The following is an 18,357-nucleotide window of genomic DNA, read 5'->3' on the forward strand; positions in this document are numbered from 1 at the left end:
CGCCTGTCCGAGGCGTAGCGGCTGGGCGGGAGCTCACCGTCGGCCACGCCGTCGCGCTCCGAGGCGACGCCCGAGGTGACCAGTCCGGTGCGGTCCTCGCGGGCCTCGGCATGCTCGATGACGAACAGCGTCTCCGGCTCCATCGTGGTGACTGTGGCCTTGATGGCGTGCCGCACGCCCAGCCACGTGAGCCACACGAACGGGAGGACGCCGCCCACCAGGAACACGACGTCGCCGGGCATCCGGAGCCATTCGAGGATGACGTTGCCGGGTTCGGCGATGTAGCCGAGGGTGCGGGCCTCGAAGTAGCCCTCGTTGACCGAGTGCCACAGCTGCAGCACGCCCAGCGGCAACAGTGTCGCGAACACCATCCAGGCCAGCCCGATGTTCAGGCACCAGAAGGAGATCTTGGCAATCCTGTCCGACCACTTCTCGGGCGGGATGATGTAGCGCAGCGCGAACAGCGCCATGCCGACGGCCATCATGCCGTAGACGCCCATCATCGAGCCGTGCGCGTGGTTGGCGGTCAGCGCGGTGCCGATCTGGTAGTAGGACACGATCGGCAGGTTGATCAGGAAGCCGAACACACCGGCGCCCACGAAGTTCCAGAAGCCCACCGCCACCAGGAACATCACCGCCCAGCGGTGCGGGAACGGGGCACTGCTGCGGGACTCCTGGCGGGCGCCCAACTGCAGGAACGTCCACGCCTCGACGGTCAGGAACGTCAGCGGGATCACCTCGAGTGCCGAGAAGAACGCGCCCAGCGCCATGTGCTCCACCGGGGTGCCGGAGAAGTACAGGTGGTGCATCGTGCCGATGACGCCGCCCACCGAGTACAGGATGACGTCCATGAAGATGATCTGGATGGCGATCTTGCGGCGCACCACGCCGAGCATCACGAAGATGTAGGCCACCATCACAGTGGTGAACAACTCCAGGAAGTCCTCCACCCACAGGTGCACCACCCAGAACCGCCAGAACTCGGCGACGGTGAGGTGGGTGCTGTTGGTGGCGAGCAGCCCGACGGCGTAGAACGCCGGGATCGCCAGACCGGCGTAGAAGAACAACCACGGCATGTTGAACTTCGACTCCGAGCGGAGCCGGGCGCGGATGGCGCGGTAGATGATGATGATCCAGATGAACAGGCCCAGCACCAACAGGATCTGGAAGAACCGCGGCATGTCCAGGTACTCCCACTGCTGTCCGAAGAAGAACGTGTTGTCCTGCGCCCACTGGGGCCCGAAGATGCTGATCGCGGTGCCGCCGACGAACCCGAGCACCACGACGAAGAGCGCGCCCAGCAGCCCGTAGGTCAGCCAGTGCTGCCGCTTGGGCTCGCGGCCGGAGATGATCGGCGCCAGGAAGATGGCGATCGCGAGGAAGGCGCTGGCCGTCCACAGCAGGGACAGTTGGACGTGCCAGGTGCGGGCCAGGTTGAACGGCAGCAACTGCGCCAGGTCCAGCCCGAAGAAGCCGGAGAGTTCCACGCGGTAGTGCTCGACGGCGGCACCGAGGGTGGCCTGACCGAGGAACAGAACCGAGACCACCAGGAAGAACCACCTCGTCGCCCGCTGCGCCGGGGTGATGCCCAACTCGCCGGGCTGCCGGAACGCCAGCGCGGGAACCTCCGCGCTCTGCCAGCCGATCTTCCTGCTCCACCGGCCGTAGACGGCGAACAGCGCACCCAACCCCGCCAACAGCGCGATCAGCGACATCGCCGACCAGACCAGGATGTCCGCCGTCGGCTGGTTGTCCACCCGCGGCTCCGGTGGCCAGTTGTTCGTGTACGAGTAGTCCTGCCCGGGACGTTCCGCGGCCGAGGCCCACGCCGTCCATGCGAAGAAGGCGGTCAGGTCGTGGATCTGCTCGGGATCGGTGATCAACGACGGCAGCAGGCCGTGCTCCGTGGTCGGGGTGCCGAAGTAGTCGGCGTAGTACTCGCGGATCTCCTCGAACGCGCTCACCTGCTCCGCCGTGAACACCAGCACCCCGGTGGCCTCGTCGTAGCGGTTGGTCCGCATCATCTCGACGGTGGCCTCGGCCGGGTCCTGCACCCCGGCGTTGCTGAGCGCCTCGGTGACGTGCTCGGTGGACAGCCGGAGGTACTCGGCCGTGTAGTCCGGGCCGAGGTAGCCGCCGTGGCCGACGATCGAGCCGTACTGCTGGAGGCCCCGGTTCAGGAATATCTCCTGGCCAGAGGTGATGTCCTCGCCCGTGAACACCTCCTCGCCGGACTCGGAGGTGACCTGCTGCGGCTGCGGCATCGAGTCGCTGTAGGTGCGATAGGCGAGGAAGCCCATCACGAAGAATCCGAAGACCAGGACGAGGGCGACGCCCTGGACCCACCCCTTGGATATCGAGAGCTCGGCCCGGTTCGGCTTGGGGTCTGACTTGGTTTGGAGACTCACTGCACACCACCTGTCGTGGGGAGTACGGCTGCAACTGGACTGTCCGCGACACTAGCCAAGGCGAATGTAGATTTTTGGCGAACCGGCGAGATTCTCCGGACGCGGTGGCCAGGAGGAACCGGCGGCCTCCAGCAGCGCGCCGTCGGGGATCTCCACCTTGTCCGTGAGGTCCAGGAGCATGTCCTGCGAGGCGAGTCCGGCGAGCCGCGGCTTGTCCACCATGTAGACGTCGACGTTCTCGTCCTGGCCGCCGACGCGGCTCTGGATCACCGAGTTGAGGTCGTCGAAGGGCACGGTCTGGATTTCGACGGTGATCTCCGGGTTGGCGGCGGTGAACGCGTCGACGACGGGCTGCATCTGCTCCTGGGATGCGAACGTGAGGACCTGGACGGTGGCGCCGTCGCCCTCCTCGTCGCCGGTGCCGCCGCTGCATGCGGTCAGGGCAGGATGGCGGCCAGCGCGAGGGCCGAGGTGCGTGCGAGGTGCTTGGTGAAGCGGGACATCTACGTCTCCTGTGGGATGGGTGGGGGTGGTCAGGAACTGGATCGGGGGACGAGTACGGGGGTGACGATCTCCCGGACCGGGGCTGTGACGTCGCCCGTGAGCCGGGCCACCGTCACCTCCACCAGCCGGCGGGCCACTTGTTCCGGGCGCACGTCCATGGTGGTCAGCGCCGGGTGGACGACGTCGGCATGGGAGATGTCGTCGGTGCCGACGATGGCCACGTCTTCCGGGACGCGCAGCCCTGCCGCGTGGACGGCCCGGAGGGCGCCGATCGCGATCATGTCATTGGCGGCGTAGACGGCGGTGGGGCGATCGTCGAGGTCCAGCAGCTCGGCCATGGCGGCCCTGCCGGACTCGGGATCGAACGAGTCACCGCCCACGATGGTTGCGCTCAGGCCATGCGCTGCCATGACGGCGGCGTAGCCGTCTCGGCGTCGCCGGCCGGAGGCGTTGGAGAGGTCGCCGGCGATGTGGGCGATGTGCTTGTGGCCGCGCTCGACGAGGTGCATCGTGGCCCGGCGGGCACCCTCGGCCAGGTCCTCTGAGACACGGTCGACGGCGTCGGCGTCCAGGTCCGCATCGGTGGCGGCCAGCGCGACGCCAGCTCTCAGCAGGGGCGCCAGGTCCTCTCCCGTGAGGTGGTCGGTGACGAGTACCACGGCGTCGACTCCGTGGGTCAGCATCGCCCTGACGGCGGCCCGTTCCCGATCGGCGTCACCGAAGGTGTCCCACACCATGGCGTAGTAGCCGAGTTCCTCCGCGCGCAGCTGGGCGGCGCGGACGAAACGGGGGAACAGGGGGTTGGTGATATCCGGGACCACCACGCCGATCAGGTGCGACTGCCGGGTGCGCAGGGACCGGGCCGCGCGGTTGGGCGAGTAGCCCAGCTCCCGGGCCGCGGCCAGCACCCGCTTGCGCGTCGGTTCGCCGACGCGGATGGTCCCGTCGGTCTTGGCGTTGAGCACCGCCGAGGCCGTGGCGGGGGAAACCCCGGCCTTCTCGGCGACGGCGCGCAACGTTGGGCGTGCGGCTGGCATGGGAACATAATTCATCGATTAATCAATGGAGTCAAGTGGACCCCGTTCATCTTGGTCGCCCAGAACGAAAAGGGTCAGTGTGCCTGGCGCGGGTGGCGAGTGGCCCCGAGGGCGTTCACCAGGAAATGCAGCCCGACCGCGATGGCCAGCGCCAGCAGCAGCGCGCCGAGCGCCGTCGTGCCCAGCGTGGCAGGCACGTCGGCGTCATGGGACTGGGTGCCCGTCAGCCAGACCCACGCCAAGATTCCGGCGCCGACGGCCGCCGTCACCACCACCCATCGCCAGGGTGACGGTGCGACGCCGCCCAGGGCCCGCAACACCACGGTCTGCCGCCACGCGGCGATGACTTCCAGGGCCACCCCCAGCACCAGGATGGCGCTGAACCCGAGGCGGGCGATCAGGGCCAGCCCTTCTTGCAGCGGGATGGTCAGTCCCGCCAGGCCCAGACCGAGCAGGAGGCTGCCCACGTGGATGATCACCCACAGCAGCGGTGCCTGCTTCGCGAGCGGTTGGTTGGGGGTCTGACCGGGAGGCATTCCCCCATTATGGCTGGAGGGGGAATCAGAGCGCGTGAACCGGACGGGCGGTACCGTTTCTGGAATGGAAGAAGCACGTGAACCTGCCGAGGCGTTCGCCTTCGAGTTCGATGAAACCGGTGCGGTGTCCGCTGTGAAGCTCGCGGACGACTGGGCGAAATTCGTCGAGGTGGAGGAGTTCGGTTTCGCGCTGCTGTACGCCTATGCCGAGCAACATGCGCAGGCCGCAGCTGTCAACGCTGCCGCCTTCGCGCCCCAGAAGCAGGGTGTGCGGTACCCGACGGCGCTGCGCGACGACGTCCTCCAGCTCTCGCGGGACGTGAGTTCCCTGTTCGAGGCGCTGGGCTCGTGGAATCCGACACCCCAGGAACCGGTGGAGGTCGGGGACAGGTACCGGCACATCACGATTGAGACCGTGAGTGGCATGCCGAATGAGATCAAGGTGAACGAGTCGTGGCTGCGGACGGCAGATTTCACCGACATCGAGAACGACATCGTCGACGCCTTCAGGGCCATGTCCCAGGAGGCACCCAAGGACGAGGTGCTCGGGCAGTTGGCAGATCTCCGTTCACGGCTCGCTGACGTCGTGGCACGCCGCAACGACCACAACAAGGGATAGGGAACATGGGATACGAGGAACTCAAGACCAGACTGGAATGGTTCGTGGAGGAGAAGGGCAACCTTGAGGACGCCGAGACTGCAGTGCGGGGCGTCCACTCGTCGACGAGTGCCATCCAGTTCAATGTTGCGGCCGACACCAATCTTGCTGCCGTGAAAGCTGCCTATGACGACGCCCGTAATGCGGTCCTTGATGACATGGACGTCTCCCTGGACGCCGGTGGTGACCTGCTGGACTCGCTGGCCGGCGCGATCGCGCAGACCGGCCGGAACTATCTGGAGATGGAGTCGGCGAACACTGAGTACGCCGCGCAGATCTCCATTCTCATCGCGACATCAGGACTGTGAGGACATGAGCGACACCGTTGAAGAGATCCGGAACAAGATCGACGAGATCAACCGTGACCTGGCCGAGGCCGACAGGAAGATCGGCCCTGCCTGCCAGGACGCGCTGAACAAGATCTTCGGCCAGTGGTGGGTGCCGGACTGGATGAAGCAGAAGGCTGAGTACAAGGCGCAGGAGGCGGTGCGTGAGTTCATCACCATCCAGCCCAAGACGGACCCGACGGTGGAGTTGATCCTCCGGGAGATCAACGACTACACAGCGGTCAAGAACACCGGCCCCCAGTACTGCGGGGTGGACTTCTCGACGGCAGAATCCGCCGTGGGACAGGGCTCGCTGGGCCCACGTGGCGACGACTGGGACTCCGGGAACACCCAGAACTATCGCAACGCAATCCAGTCCCTGCCCACCAAGCTGCAGAACCTGCGCGACGCCATCGAGGACTTCTGCGAGATCCTCGGGGACCTCAAGGGTGACTACGACAGCTATTTCGTGGGAGTGCTGGTGGCCGTGATCAGCCTCGCGATCGCCATCGCCGGGCTGGTGGTTGCAATCGTCGGTCTGGTTCTTGCCATTCCGTCGGGTGGAGCTGGCCTGGTGGTCGCCATCGTGAGCCTGGTGATCGCTGTCCTCGGCGCCGTCGTCGCGGCGATTGCATTCGCCACCCTGACCGACATGGACGCCGCCCGCGCCACGGCCGCCGAGCGTCTCCGCGGAATCGGTACGTCCGTGCGCAACTCCCCATGGCCGGCGAAGCCCGCCATGGACAGCGGGGGCTGGCGCTGACCCGGCCTCAGCTGGGGCCGATGTCTGCGGCCGCCTGCTCGAAGGCGCTTGCCAGACGCTCCAGGTCTGCCCGGTAGGAACGCATCCGGGCGCCGCGGCCGTTCGGCTTGAGTACGATGCCCTCGGCGGCCCAGAGCGGGGCGGCGTCGGCCATCAGGTGCAGCGGCAGGTCGCCGGAGGCATTGGTCACCCGCCACCACGGCACCCCGTGGCCCTCGCGCGCCATGACTGCGCCCACCTGCCGGGGGCCGGTCCCGACCAGGGCTGCGACGTCGCCGTAGGAGACCAACTGACCCGGCGGCACCAGCTCCACCGCGCGCAGCACCAGCTCGGTGAGCGTCTCGTCCATGCGCCCAGCCTACGGCGGGGTGGATGCTGCGACCGCCGCTTGGGATGCTGCCGCAATCTGTTGGCGTTGCCGCTGTCGCATGTGCTGCTCTGTAAGGGCAGCACATGCGATAGCTGCAGCATCGAGCCGAACGCGGGAGGATGGACCCATGACCGAACTCCCCACCAACCTCTCCACCGAGGGCGTCGACCCCCGGTTCGCAGACCTGGACACCCGCGACGTCGCGGACCTGGCCCGGATCATGAACGAGGCCGACGCCGGTGTGGCCGACGCCGTCGCGCGGGCCCTGCCGCAGATCACCGCCGCCATCGAGGAGGTCTCGCGCCGCTTCAACGACGGCGGCCGCCTCGTCTACCTGGGCGCAGGCACCTCCGGTAGGCTCGGAGTGCTGGACGCCTCCGAGTGCCCGCCCACCTACAACACCCGCCCCGAGCAGGTGGTCGGACTGATCGCCGGCGGCGACCACGCCCTGCGCAACGCCACCGAGGGTGCCGAGGACGACGCCGAGCTGGGGGCGGCGGACCTGGACGGCATCGGCATCACCGCGGCCGACGTCGTGGTGGGCATCGCCGCCAGCGGCCGCACCCCCTACGTGCTGGGAGCGATCGCGAGGGCCCGGGAGGTGGGGGCGGCGACGGTGGCGCTGAGCTGCAACTCGGGCGCGGAGATCTCCGGCGCCGCGGACTTGCCCATCGAGGTGGTGGTGGGCCCCGAGGTGGTGGCCGGCTCCACCCGGCTGCGCGCCGGCACCGCCACCAAGCTGGTGCTCAACATGATCTCCACCATCACGATGGTGCGGGCCGGCAAGGTGTTCGGGAACCGGATGGTGGACATGCGCGCCAGCAACGAGAAGCTCCGGATCAGGGCTGCGCGGATGGTGGCCGAGCTGGCCGACGTCGACGAGGCCGCTGCCGCGGAGCACCTGGACCGCAACGGCTGGAGCGTGAAGCAGACCGTGCTCGCCATCCTCGCGGAGTTGTCGCCCGAAGAGGCGGCACGGGCGCTGGAGGCCGCCGGGGGCCACCTGCGCCGGGCGCTGCGCGCTTGAGTCGCGGCCCGTCCGCCGTGGCCGGGGCCGTGGACCCGCCAGTCGGGGAAACCGCTTCCCGCTATGCTGGTGACGTCTGCTCCGCACCGATGCCGGACAGGCGTGTGAAACCCCTTTCAGCGACTGCAGGGAAAACATGACCAACTCACCACTCACGGACCAGAACCCCACCGCACCCAGGCCCTCGACGTCGTCGTCGACGGCAGCCGAGCCGGGCGTCGTCCCGCGCTTCGCCGACGTCCCGGCCGGGCGGCCGCGCACCCGGTTCGCCGTCGTCGGCACGGGCCACCGCGCGGGCATGTACGTGACCGCCATCACCGGCGACCACGCCGACGTCGCGGAACTCGTGGCCTGGTGCGACACCAACCCCGGCCGCATGGACTTCTACGACGCCGAGGCCGGCGCCGCGCTGGGGCTGGGCGGCCCCGCCGGACTGCCGCAGTACGGCCCGGCCGACCTGGAACGCATGGTGGCCGAGCAGCGCGTGGACGCCGTCGTCATCACCACGCCGGACTTCACCCACGCCGAACTCGTCTCCCGGGCGCAGGCCGCCGGGGTGGACGTCGTCGTGGAGAAGCCCCTGGCCACCACGGCCGAGGGCTGCCGCACCATCATCGAGTCCGTGGCCGCCACCGGTCTAGACCTCACCATGACGTTCAACTACCGCTACGCGCCGCGGAACTCGACGCTGCGCGAACTCATCGCCGACGGCGCCATCGGCACCCCCACCAGCGTCCACTTCGAGTGGGTGCTGGACACCGTCCACGGCGCCGACTACTTCCGCCGCTGGCACCGCCAGCAGCGCAACTCCGGCAGCCTCCTCGTCCACAAGGCCGCCCACCACTTCGACCTCGTGAACTGGTGGCTCGACGACGCCCCCGCGCGGGTGTTCGCCTCCGCCGGCCTCCAGTTCTACGGCGACGCCAACGCCACCGCACGCGGCATGGGGGAGCGGCCCGAGCGCGGCACCGGTGTGAAGGACGACCCGTGGGCGCTGGACCTGACCAACGACCCGCGCCTGCAGGCCCTCTACCTCGAGTCCGAGCAGCACGACGGCTACCTGCGCGACCGTGACGTGTTCACCCCCGGCATCGACATCCACGACAACATGGCACTCGTGGTTGACTACCGGCGGGGCGCGCGGATGTCCTACTCGCTGAACGCGCACGCCCCGTGGGAGGGGTACAACGTGGCAGTCAACGGCACCGAGGGTCGCGCCGAACTGACCGTCGTCGAGCGCGGCGCCGTCCAGGTGGGCGCCGACGGGCGCGTCGTGCTCGACGCGTCGGCCAACCCCGAGACGCCCGGCGCCACCGCCTCGCGCCCCGAGGGGGAGCGGCTGCTGGTGCAGCGGCACTGGGAGGCCGCCCGCGAGGTGCGCATCCCCACCGGCATCGGCGGCCACGGCGGCGGCGACGCCATCCTCCTGATGGACGTGTTCCGCCGCGACCTGCGCCTCGGCCCCGATCCCCTCGGCCGCGCCGCCGGCTACCTCGACGGCGTCCGCGCCGTCGCCGTCGGAGCCGCTGCCAACCAGTCACTGGCCACGGGCCGCGCCGTCGGGATCGACGAACTCGGGCTCGGCGTGGACCTGTGAGCACGATGCGGGTCGTCGTCGCCGTCGACAGCTTCAAGGGCACCATCGGAGCTGCCGCAGCCGCCGCGGAACTGGCCGCCGGCTGGGGGAGCGTCGCGCCCGACGCCGAGCTGGTGCTGCGCCCCATGGCCGACGGCGGTGAAGGCACCCTGGACGCCTTCGCCGCGGCGGTCCCGGGTGCCGAGCGGTTCGCCGTCGCGGTCACCGGACCCGACGGCGAGCCCGTCGAGGCGTCCTGGCTGCTGCTGCCCGGCACCGACGACGCCCCGCGCGGCACCGCCGTCGTGGAACTCGCCTCCACCTCCGGCATCGAACTCCTCGGCGAGCGCCGCCCCGGCCTGGACGCGGACACCACCGGCTTCGGCCAGGCCATCGCCGCCGCCCTGGACCACGGCGTCTCGCGGCTGCTGCTCGGGATCGGCTCCAGTGCCTCCACCGACGGCGGCGTCGGGATGCTGCGTGCCCTCGGCGGTGAGTTCACCGACAATTTCGGCGATCCGATCGCGCCCGGCGCGCGAGGTCTGGCGCGGCTCGCCTCAGCCCACGTGGACCGCGTCCGGCGGCCACCCGTCGGCGGGGTGAAGGTGCTCACCGACGTCACCAACCCGCTGCTCGGCCCGCTCGGGGCGGCGGCGGTCTTCGGTCCGCAGAAGGGACTCGACGCCGCCGGCATCGCCACCGCGGAAGCGGGCCTGGCCCGGCTCGCGAAACTGATGCCCGTGCCGGTCTACGAACCCGGCTCCGGCGCGGCCGGCGGCACCGGGTTCGCGCTGCTGGCCTGGGGTGCCGAACTGGTTCCCGGCGCACCCGAGGTGGCGCGGCTCGTGGGGCTGCGGGAGGCGATCGCGGGTGCGGACCTGGTGATCACCGGCGAGGGCAGCTTCGACGGTCAATCCGCCGCGGGCAAGGTGCCCGGCTTCGTCGCGGAGTTGGCCGAGGAGGCCGGCGTGCCGACGGCGCTGGTGGCCGGCCGGATCACCGACGACGCCGACACCACCGGTTTCCGGGTGCAGCTCTCGCTCAGCGAGTTGGCCGGCTCCGGCAGCGCTGCGCTCACCGACCCGGCGCGCTGGCTCCGCGAGGCCGGGGTGCGGTTGGCATCGCAGGCCTGGTGACGGACGTGAACGACACGCCGCGTCCAGGCTTTCCAGGGCCCCGACGCGGCGTGTCGTTCACGCCTGTCACCACCGTCGGTTGAGCGGCCCCGGCGAGGCGCGGGCCGGGCGTCGCCGAAACCACCCCCCAACCGGTGCGTGTCCCCGCGGGTCAGTCCGTGGTGAAGCGGGCGTGAACGGCGGAGCGGACCTCGATGTCCTCGGGCGTCAGGTCGACGCCCTCGCCGCGGCCGCCGCCTCCTGCCGCACCGCGGGCCATGCGGGCGGCGGCGAACGCCATCGGCTGGGGGCCACCGCCATCGGGGAACGGCGCGTCGGAGAGCTCGACGAACGTGACGGCACCGGCCCCGGCGGCTTGCGCCAGGACCTCCGCCTTTCGTCGGGCGTCGGCGACGGCGTCGGCGAGGATCCTGGCCTTCTCGGCGTCCTCGCGCTCGTCGGTGAGCTTCCACTCGACGTGGTCCACCGAGACGCCGTCCTCCCGGCCCCAGGCGTCGATGAAGTTGCTCAGGGCTCGGAAGTTGTTGAACGTGAGCTTCGCGCGGCTCGATGCTCGGTGGCGCAGCGGCAACTGGCTGCCATCCTGGGCCCACGGCCGCCAACTGCGCGTCGACAGGGCCAACAGCACGGTCTCCTTGACCGGACACGGGTCCTGGGACTTGAGGTTCTGGAACTCGGTGTTCATGGCGTCCGCGAGCCGGGACGCTTCGTCGACGGCCTTGTCCAGGTCTCCGGACTCGTGGCCGAGGCTCAGGTGGAGGACGGCGATCTCAGGCTGGAACGCGGCCTTGGCCTCGCCCATGACGGTGATCTTCAAGACTGCTCCTCATGTGTTGGGGCCGACCGGACGGGCTGCAGTCGTCCGGTCGACCCTGGCTCGATTCTACTGAGAATGATTCTCAAAAGCAACGCTGGTGCCGCGCGTCGGTTCCGCCGAGCGCGGCGTGGGGGGCGACCCGACGCGCCGAGCAGATCGGGCGCAGGGGGCGCCGGTGCCCCTTCCGACGATTCCGTTCGGCGTGTCGGGTCGGCCACTACTTCTTGCCGAACAGGCCGCCCAAGATGTCGCCGAGGATCCCGCCGCCGGACTCCTTCTTCTCCTCTTGCTGCTGGGTCTGCTCGGACCCGGTGGGGAAGCCTTCGGTGGGGAACTTGTCGGTGGACCCGCCGGTCTCCGGGGTGTTGAACGGGCTGTCGCCCTGCTGGAAAGACTCCGCCGAGGTGGTGCCGCCGCCTCCGTTGCCGCCTCCGAAGATCTGGCCGAGGATGTCTCCCAAGCCACCGCCGGAGGGCTGCTGGTTCTGCTCGGCCGAGCCGCCTCCCCCGAGGATGTCACCGAAGCCGCCGTTGGTGACCTTGCCGGCCAGGTAGCCGATCACGATCGGGGCGAGCATCTTGAGCAGTTTCTGCACCTGGGCGCTGCCGAGCAGTCCGCCGAGGGCCGCGGGTTGGGCGTCGCTGCTGCCGAGCACGTGGGAGACGATCTTCTCGCCGTCGGCGGTGTCGACCTGGTTCAGGTCGATGCGGGAGTCGGTGAAGAAGCTGGAAGAGCTGTGCTGGTTGAGGGCGCCGGCCAGGGAGGCCTCACCGGCGGGGCTGCTGGCCGCGTTGCTCTGCATGCCCCCCATCAGCGAGGCGACTGCCTCTCGGGCGGCCTGCTCCGCCGTCGCCTCGTCGGTGCCGAGTTCGCCCGCCAGTTGGTCCAGCGGGATTCGGCTCAGGATTTCGTTGACCGCGTTCATCGTGGATCCTTCCGGATAGTGGAGGATTTCAATAAAGCACACGCGAAACGTCGACATCTGGGAAACTGCGAAGTTTGGTGACCCCCTGTGCTGTCACCCTTGTCACCATGCGTATGAACAAGAACCTCATCATTGCGGCCGCGGCTGCCGCAGCCCTCGGCCTGTCCGCCTGCGGTGGCGACACCGAGCCCGCCGAGACCACCCCCGTCGCCGAGGAGACCGCAGCCGGGGACACCGCAGCGGAGGAGACCCCCGCCGAGGAGACGTCGGCCGAGGAGACCCTCGCCGAGGAGGAGCCGGCCGAGGAGCCTGCCGAGGAGCCCGCCGGTGACTTCCCCTACCAGGACGGTGACACCGTAGACCCGCAGGACTTCACCGACCGGATCACGGCGGCGATGGAGGGCGTGCAGCAGATGACCATCACGTCGTCCGTGGACGGGACCGAGAGCTCGGTGACCTCCGTCGACAACTCCGACCCGGCCAACCCCCGCACCTACAGCGTCACCACCATGGGTGAGCAGAAGATCGAGGTGGTCGTCGAGGGTGAGACCTCGTGGACCCGGATCGACGAGGGCGAGTGGACCGAGGCGCCGGTCGACCCGAGCCTCGGCGGTGCGACGGACCTGAGCAACACCGCATACTCCGCGGTGGAACTTGTCAGCGCAGCCGACCGCCAGTTCAACGTGACCATCGACGTCGTCGGCTCCCCGATGGAGGCCCTCCTGAGTGTCGACGAGCAGTTCCGCCCCGCGGAGATGCAGATCGACGCCGGCGGTGTCAGCACCGTCGCCTCCTACGACTACGACAGCCCCGTCGAGATCCCCTCGGTGGCCTGACCCAACCGAGCACAGCCCTCAGGGGCGCCCCACCCGGGGTGCCCCTGTTCTGCGTCCGGACAAGGTGAGACGCGCTAAATAGTCATTGACACTACGGTGGTCGGCGGGGAGGATGGTCCCGGACCGGGGCCGGATCGGGTGGTGACGGTGCCGTTCTCGGTACCCAAACTGCCGACCCTGTCCGCGACCGCCGACGAGTACGGTGCGGTGTCCGTCATCGGCCAGGGCTTCGCGTCGACGGGGCCGCTCGAGCTCCTGCTCCTCGACAGCAGTGGAGCGGAGGCTTCGGGACCGTTCACCGTCGAGACGGGCCAGGACGGCAGTCTGGAGACCATGATCGAGGCACCGTGGGAGGCGGGCACCTACACGGTCCGCGTCTCGGGGGACTTCGCCGGCTACCCCACGCAGACGGTCGAGACCACGTTCACGGTCTACCGCCGCGAGGTGTTCTTCGAAGGGCCTCGCATCCAGGACGGTGTGTTCAACCTCATCTTCACCGGCAGCGGCTTCGCCCCGGGGGAGCGGGTTTCCTTCCGCGTGATGGGCGCTGATGAGACCTGGACGATCGAGGCCGGACCCGACGGCGGGTTCACCGCCAACGTGCCCGCCCCGCAGGAGCCGGGGGACTACGAGGTGCAGGTCGAGTACCCCGACTGGAACGACACCATCTGGGTCACCGTCCCCGTGATGCCGACGGTGCAGGCCGACGGTTACCCGTGGGGCCAGTACTCCGTGGTGGGCACCGGCTTCGACCCGTTCACGACGCTGCAGCTGTACCTCGAGGGGGTCTTCTGGCAGGAGGTGTCGGTGGACCAGCAGGGCTGCTTCGAGGTGGTCGGGATCGACGGGCCCCAGGAGATGGGCGTCCACGCCGGTCAGGTGCTGGGCGACTTCGCCGGCGCGACGAACCAGAGTCTTGCCTTCGAACTCGTGGTGGCACTCATCGGCGCCTGACCCGGGGGCGCGAAGCCCTTCGAGGCTCGCTGTCGCTCGCTCCTCAGGGCGACTGGTGTGGGTGTCGCTCGCTCCTCAGGGCGACTGGTGTGGGTGTCGCTCGCTCCTCAGGGCGACTGGTGTGGTGCCGCTCAGGGCGACTGGACGTCGGGTGCGAGGTACTCCAGCAGCTCGGGGAGTTCGTCGATCTGGTGGTCGCCGGCCAACGGCACGTCGACGCCGGGGGTGGTGAGCATCACCGTCGCCATGCCGGCGGCGGCCGCGGACTCGGCGTCGATGGGTCGGTCGCCGATCCCGACGCACTCCGCCACGTCCAGGCCGTGGCGACGGACCAGTTCGGTGTACATGGCGGGGTCTGGCTTGCGGGGGAAGCCGTCGTCGGTGCAGACGAGGTCGTCTACGCTGAGGCCGAGGCCCTCCAGCAGGGAGGTGGCGCTGGTGCGGTCGCGGTGCGTGACCACGAGGTTCAGGCCGGGCACCTGCTCCATCACGTCGTGCACGCCCGGCATCGCGGGCGGCGGGGAGGTCCGCCAGCGCTGCTTGAGCTCCTTCTCCGCCTGCGTGAACTCGGCCTCCGGGATGCCGAAGCGCTCGGCGAGGGTGCGGATGGCGTGCCCGGTGGACACGCGGGTGGCGGCCGCGACGTCGCTGGGGTGCACGCGCTGGCCGGTGGCGCGCACCACCCCGGCGAGGATGGCGTCGAGGCCCGGATAGGTGTTGACGATGGTGCCGCCCATGTCCCAGAAGACGTGCCTGAACCCGCTCATGCGCTGATCCCTCCCGTGTCCCCGCGCAGCCCCACCGAGGTGCGCACCGGCTCGCTCTGCCCGCCGCTGTGGGTGAGGGTTGACCCCTCGACGCTCACCTGCGACGCATGGTGCTCCAACGCCCGGACCACCACCGGCAGGTGGCGTTCCAACTCGAACCAGACCACGTCGTCGCCCGGTTCGTGGACGACGACGGCGAACCCGCGGCCCAGCACGTCGGCGGCCGTCCGGGCCAGGTGGTGGCAGCGGACGTGGTCGGGGTGCCCGTAGCCGCCGTCGGCGTCGTAGGTGATGACCAGTTCGGCGTCGACGTGCCGCAGCCACGCCAACATGTCCGCGACGACGTCGGCCTCGTCGGCGGCGCAGAACGAGCGCTCGTCCGAGGTCTCGGCGGGCCCGGCCACGCCGTCGCTGATCCAGGCCATGCCGGAATCGCGGTAGTGGCGCGAGCCGAGGGCGTCGCGGGCCGGTGGGTCGCCGAGGAACGCGTGCTTGCTGACCCCCAGGGCCGCGAGCGCGCCGTCGAGCTCCTGCTCCCGGTGGGCCTCCAGTTCGGGGGTGCCCGCCAGCCGGGAGAGGGGCCCGGGGACGACGTCGCCCAGCTCGCCACGGGTGGCGGTGAGCACCGAGACTGCGTGTCCCTGCTCCACGAGGTGGGAGATCAGGGCGCCGGTGGCGATGGTCTCGTCGTCGGGATGGGCGTGGATGAAGGTGATCCTGGTCAACTTCTCCTCCGGGGGTCGGGGCCCGTCAGTTGGCGGCGGGTTCGTGCGCTGGTCGGTCCCCAGCGTACGAGGCGACGGGTCCCCGTGCGTGGGCGCGCCACCAGAGGGCGGCCGTAACGACGGCGGCGACGAGGCAGAACGCCGATGTGAACCAGCCGGTGCCGGGAGGTTTGTCCCAGAAGGCGTCGCTGAACGTGATGGCCACCACGTACTCCGCGGCCTGGCTGATCAGCCCGGGAGTGGCGGCCGCGAGGGCGACGACGGTGGCCCGGCCCAGCGTCGCGCCCCGGACACCCGCCCGGGCCAGCGCCACCAGTGCCGCGGGAACCGCCAGGTTCGCGAACAACAGGAGCGTGCCGCCCGGTCCTGACCAGCCGTCGCCCGCACCGAGCGCGGTGAGCAGTGCCCCCGTGATGACGAGCAGGCTCGGGAGCATTGCCACTGGCCGGTGCCAGCCGCGGAGACCGAAGGCGGGCAGCACCGCCGGCCACGCCGTCGCCAGGGCGAGTGCGGCGGCCGTGCCCAGCAGGCCGGTGGCGCCGTCGCTGTTGCCGAGCATGGGGAAGATCGGATTGTCGTTCATCGCCGCGAGGCAGGCGTCACTGAACTCGGTGGGGTAGCGGTACCCGACGAGGATGCTGCCGTTCAGCATGCTGCCCGCGCACGGCCGCCAGACCAGCCAGACCGCGACGGCGTGCAGCGCGGCGCCGACGGCGAGCAGCACCGCAGCCGGCAACCAACGGATTGAACGTCCCCCGATGTCCATGCCGACAGCCTACGTCCGGTTCTGGGGCCGCGCACCGGTTTCGTCCGGGACCCACGAGAAGGGCAGCACCGACGCAGCGGCCCGACCCCGGCATCAGGCCGGCAGCACCCGACGGTAAGCGGCCAGGGTGCGCTCGGCCACCAGCGGCCAAGTCATGTCCCGGGCCCGGTCCCGGCCGGTGGCGCCGAGCGTGGCGCGGCGGGCGTCGTCGCGCAGGAGGGCGGTGAGTTCTCGCGCCCAGTCGGCGGCGTCGTGGCTGGGCACCAGCAGACCGGTGTGGGTGTTGCAGATGGCCTCGGTCAGGCCGCCGGCGGCTGCGGCCAGCACCGGCACCCCGGACGCGGAGGCCTCCAGCGCGATCAGCCCGAACGTCTCCGAGTGCGACGGCACCAGCATCACCGACGCGTGCCGGATGATGCGGGCCAGCGACTCGCGGTCCTGGCCCGGCAGGAACGTCACCCGCTCCGTCAGCCCGAGCTCGGCGACGAGGGCGTGCAGTTCCCGCTCGTAGCCGGCGAAATCAGCGGAGGTCTGGCCCACCATGACGAGGTCCGGCCGCTCGGCCTCAGGGACGCCGGCGAGGGCGCGGATGGCGACGTCGGGGCCCTTCAACGGCTGCAGCCGGGCCGCGAATACGACGTAGCCGGGGCGGACCGCGGGCGCGGGCACCCAGGCCGGGCGGGCGTCGTCGGGCAGTGGGTGGAACAGGTCGACGTCGACGCCGGGGCGCACGATCACCACGCGTTCCGGGTCCGCGTTGCAGCGCCCGATCACGACGGCGGCCTCGTGGTGGGAGACCGCCACGACGAGGTCCGACTGCTCCGCGCAGACCACCTCGCCCGGCAGCCGGTCCGGGGTCTCGGGCGGCTCACCGTCGCGCAGGGAGGAGTTGGGGTGGGCGGCCACGGAGTGGAACGTCATCACGTGCGGCACGCCCCAATCGCGGGCCAGCGGCAGGGCCGCGACCCCGGACATCCAGTGGTGGGAGTGCACCAGGTCGAACGGGCCGAGCCGTGCCATCCCCTCCCGGAACTCGTCGACGAAGGTGTGGATCTCGCTCTTCGGCAGCGGCGTCGTCGGCCCGGCGGTGACGTGGCGCAGCACCACGCCCTCGGCGAAGTCCACCACGTCGGGCTGGTCCGCGTGGCTGCGACGGGTGATGAACTCGACGTCCACGTCCAGCCGGCCCAGCGCCGTCGCCAGCGCGTGGATCAGCACGTTCATGCCGCCCGCGTCCGCGGTGCCGGGCCGCTCCGCCGGGGAGGTGTGCATGGAAACGAACGCGACGCGCAGGGTCATGGCCCGACGCTACACGCTCGCGACCATGGTGTTCAGGCGTGCTGCGGCAGCGACTGGCGCACCGCCTCGGCCACCACGGCGGCACCGCGCGGCAGCATCGCGATCGTGTAGTGGTTCACCCCACCCACGGGCTGCACCGAGAGCGACGGCACCCGCGCGCGCCAGCCGTCGAGCCACCGGTCGGTGTAGAGGCCGCCGGGCTGGTCGAGCATGCCGCGCTCGGCGCGCAGCAGCAGCACGGGCAGGTCGATGGCGTCGAGGGCCCGGGTCAGGTCCGTGTCCGCACCGGCCACGTCGACGGTGTCCTCGGCCATCGCCCCGTAGCGGGTGGCGGGGCGCATCTCGGGCGGGTCGCCGTGCAGGTCGTAAGCCACATAGGCGCTGAGGTCCTCGTTCCACTCGGCCATCGCGGGGTGCTGGCGCCACTCGGCCTCGTAGGCATCGAGCGACGGGTAGGTGCGCTGCAGCCGCTCGGCCGCCGGACCGAGGACCGCCTCCACACCCGCCTGCGGGTCCACGCCGTCGGGCAGTTGCAGCGGGATCCCGCCATCCACCAGCACCAGCCGGTCCATCAACTGCGGGTGGCGGTGGGCCAGCACCACGGACACGAACGCGCCCATCGAGTGCCCCACCGGCAGCACCGAGGCCACGCCCAGGTGGTCGAGGAGCGCAGCGACGTCGTCCGCGTGCCGCGCCATCCCATAGGGGCCGACGAGGTGGTTGCTCAAGCCGCGCCCCCGCAGGTCCGGTGCGATGATCCGCCACTGCGGCAGCTCCCGGGAGAGTGCCGCCCAGGCCTTGTGGGAGGACGTGATGCCGTGGATGGCGACGATGGTGCCGGCCGGTTCGTCGTCGGGTTCCCAGATGCCCGCGTGCAGCAGGCCGGGGGCGTCGAAGATGGTGTAGGTGCTCATCGGGTCCGCCCTT

Annotated in this window: 19 protein-coding genes and 1 pseudogene; 8 read left to right on the forward strand and 12 right to left on the reverse strand. The window is 70.3% G+C overall.

Going from position 1 to position 18,357, the window contains the following annotated elements; all coding sequences use genetic code 11:
* Positions 1 to 113: 113 nt before the first annotated feature.
* The 4 genes and pseudogenes from ACYU7G_RS06160 to ACYU7G_RS06175 all read right to left on the reverse strand — a co-directional run.
* Positions 114 to 2,408, reverse strand: a pseudogene (locus ACYU7G_RS06160) (nitric-oxide reductase large subunit); the annotation flags it as partial.
* A gap of 51 nt (positions 2,409 to 2,459) precedes the next feature.
* Positions 2,460 to 2,765 carry an extracellular solute-binding protein gene (locus ACYU7G_RS06165; RefSeq protein WP_461105866.1) on the reverse strand — a complete coding sequence of 102 codons (306 nt, stop codon included), beginning with the start codon at positions 2,763 to 2,765 and terminating at the stop codon, positions 2,460 to 2,462.
* A gap of 176 nt (positions 2,766 to 2,941) precedes the next feature.
* On the reverse strand, positions 2,942 to 3,949 hold the full coding sequence (locus tag ACYU7G_RS06170) for a LacI family DNA-binding transcriptional regulator (protein ID WP_461105868.1): 1,008 nt from the start codon (positions 3,947 to 3,949) through the stop codon (positions 2,942 to 2,944).
* 74 nt (positions 3,950 to 4,023) lie between these two features.
* Positions 4,024 to 4,485, reverse strand: coding sequence for a hypothetical protein (locus ACYU7G_RS06175; RefSeq protein WP_461105870.1), 462 nt, complete (start codon positions 4,483 to 4,485; stop codon positions 4,024 to 4,026).
* 64 nt (positions 4,486 to 4,549) lie between these two features.
* Between ACYU7G_RS06175 and ACYU7G_RS06180 the strand changes: the two genes are divergently transcribed.
* Genes ACYU7G_RS06180 through ACYU7G_RS06190 form a run of 3 tightly spaced genes read left to right on the forward strand, consistent with a single transcriptional unit; the run spans position 4,550 to position 6,232 of the window.
* On the forward strand, positions 4,550 to 5,104 hold the full coding sequence (locus ACYU7G_RS06180; protein ID WP_461105872.1) for a hypothetical protein: 555 nt from the start codon (positions 4,550 to 4,552) through the stop codon (positions 5,102 to 5,104).
* Between the two features lie 5 nt (positions 5,105 to 5,109).
* Positions 5,110 to 5,451 (forward strand): hypothetical protein, encoded by a 342-nt coding sequence (locus tag ACYU7G_RS06185; protein ID WP_461105874.1) that lies wholly within the window; start codon positions 5,110 to 5,112, stop codon positions 5,449 to 5,451.
* A 4-nt stretch (positions 5,452 to 5,455) separates the two neighbouring features.
* Complete coding sequence (locus ACYU7G_RS06190; RefSeq protein ID WP_461105876.1) at positions 5,456 to 6,232, forward strand: hypothetical protein; 777 nt, start codon at positions 5,456 to 5,458, stop codon at positions 6,230 to 6,232.
* 7 nt (positions 6,233 to 6,239) lie between these two features.
* On the opposite strand, the gene ACYU7G_RS06195 is transcribed toward ACYU7G_RS06190, so the two are convergent.
* Complete coding sequence (locus ACYU7G_RS06195; protein WP_461105878.1) at positions 6,240 to 6,581, reverse strand: MGMT family protein; 342 nt, start codon at positions 6,579 to 6,581, stop codon at positions 6,240 to 6,242.
* A gap of 148 nt (positions 6,582 to 6,729) precedes the next feature.
* Between ACYU7G_RS06195 and murQ the strand changes: the two genes are divergently transcribed.
* From murQ to ACYU7G_RS06210, 3 genes are all read left to right on the forward strand, one after another.
* On the forward strand, positions 6,730 to 7,629 hold the full coding sequence (murQ, locus tag ACYU7G_RS06200; protein WP_461105880.1) for an N-acetylmuramic acid 6-phosphate etherase: 900 nt from the start codon (positions 6,730 to 6,732) through the stop codon (positions 7,627 to 7,629).
* Between the two features lie 136 nt (positions 7,630 to 7,765).
* The gene (locus ACYU7G_RS06205) at positions 7,766 to 9,226 is read left to right on the forward strand and encodes a Gfo/Idh/MocA family protein (protein WP_461105882.1); all 1,461 of its coding nucleotides are present in this window, start codon (positions 7,766 to 7,768) and stop codon (positions 9,224 to 9,226) included.
* A 5-nt stretch (positions 9,227 to 9,231) separates the two neighbouring features.
* Positions 9,232 to 10,341: a glycerate kinase gene (locus ACYU7G_RS06210; RefSeq protein WP_461107249.1), complete on the forward strand. Its 1,110-nt coding sequence runs from the start codon at positions 9,232 to 9,234 to the stop codon at positions 10,339 to 10,341.
* Positions 10,342 to 10,492: 151 nt separating this feature from the next.
* Here ACYU7G_RS06210 and ACYU7G_RS06215 read toward each other — a convergent pair whose 3' ends face one another.
* The gene (locus tag ACYU7G_RS06215) at positions 10,493 to 11,158 is read right to left on the reverse strand and encodes an SIMPL domain-containing protein (RefSeq protein ID WP_461105884.1); all 666 of its coding nucleotides are present in this window, start codon (positions 11,156 to 11,158) and stop codon (positions 10,493 to 10,495) included.
* Positions 11,159 to 11,375: 217 nt separating this feature from the next.
* Positions 11,376 to 12,083, reverse strand: a complete 708-nt coding sequence (locus tag ACYU7G_RS06220) for a DUF937 domain-containing protein (RefSeq protein ID WP_461105886.1) — start codon at positions 12,081 to 12,083, stop codon at positions 11,376 to 11,378.
* 107 nt (positions 12,084 to 12,190) lie between these two features.
* On the opposite strand from ACYU7G_RS06220, the gene ACYU7G_RS06225 reads away from it, so the two are divergent.
* Together ACYU7G_RS06225 and ACYU7G_RS06230 are read left to right on the forward strand one after the other, a co-directional pair.
* Positions 12,191 to 12,919, forward strand: coding sequence for a hypothetical protein (locus tag ACYU7G_RS06225; protein WP_461105888.1), 729 nt, complete (start codon positions 12,191 to 12,193; stop codon positions 12,917 to 12,919).
* 141 nt (positions 12,920 to 13,060) lie between these two features.
* Positions 13,061 to 13,873: a hypothetical protein gene (locus ACYU7G_RS06230; protein WP_461105890.1), complete on the forward strand. Its 813-nt coding sequence runs from the start codon at positions 13,061 to 13,063 to the stop codon at positions 13,871 to 13,873.
* A gap of 131 nt (positions 13,874 to 14,004) precedes the next feature.
* Here ACYU7G_RS06230 and ACYU7G_RS06235 read toward each other — a convergent pair whose 3' ends face one another.
* From ACYU7G_RS06235 to ACYU7G_RS06255, 5 genes are all read right to left on the reverse strand, one after another.
* A complete protein-coding gene (locus tag ACYU7G_RS06235; protein ID WP_461105892.1) occupies positions 14,005 to 14,640 on the reverse strand; it encodes an HAD-IA family hydrolase in 636 nt (211 codons plus the stop codon).
* Entirely contained in the window at positions 14,637 to 15,365 is a 729-nt protein-coding gene (locus ACYU7G_RS06240; protein ID WP_461105894.1) for a PIG-L family deacetylase, read from the reverse strand. Before ACYU7G_RS06240 ends, ACYU7G_RS06235 begins: the two co-directional genes overlap by 4 nt.
* A 25-nt stretch (positions 15,366 to 15,390) precedes the next feature.
* Positions 15,391 to 16,131, reverse strand: a complete 741-nt coding sequence (locus ACYU7G_RS06245) for a hypothetical protein (protein WP_461105896.1) — start codon at positions 16,129 to 16,131, stop codon at positions 15,391 to 15,393.
* 93 nt (positions 16,132 to 16,224) lie between these two features.
* Positions 16,225 to 17,430 carry a glycosyltransferase gene (locus ACYU7G_RS06250; protein WP_461105898.1) on the reverse strand — a complete coding sequence of 402 codons (1,206 nt, stop codon included), beginning with the start codon at positions 17,428 to 17,430 and terminating at the stop codon, positions 16,225 to 16,227.
* 32 nt (positions 17,431 to 17,462) lie between these two features.
* Positions 17,463 to 18,344 carry an alpha/beta hydrolase gene (locus ACYU7G_RS06255; protein ID WP_461105900.1) on the reverse strand — a complete coding sequence of 294 codons (882 nt, stop codon included), beginning with the start codon at positions 18,342 to 18,344 and terminating at the stop codon, positions 17,463 to 17,465.
* Positions 18,345 to 18,357: the final 13 nt, after the last annotated feature.

Source organism: Tessaracoccus terricola, from assembly GCF_054776555.1.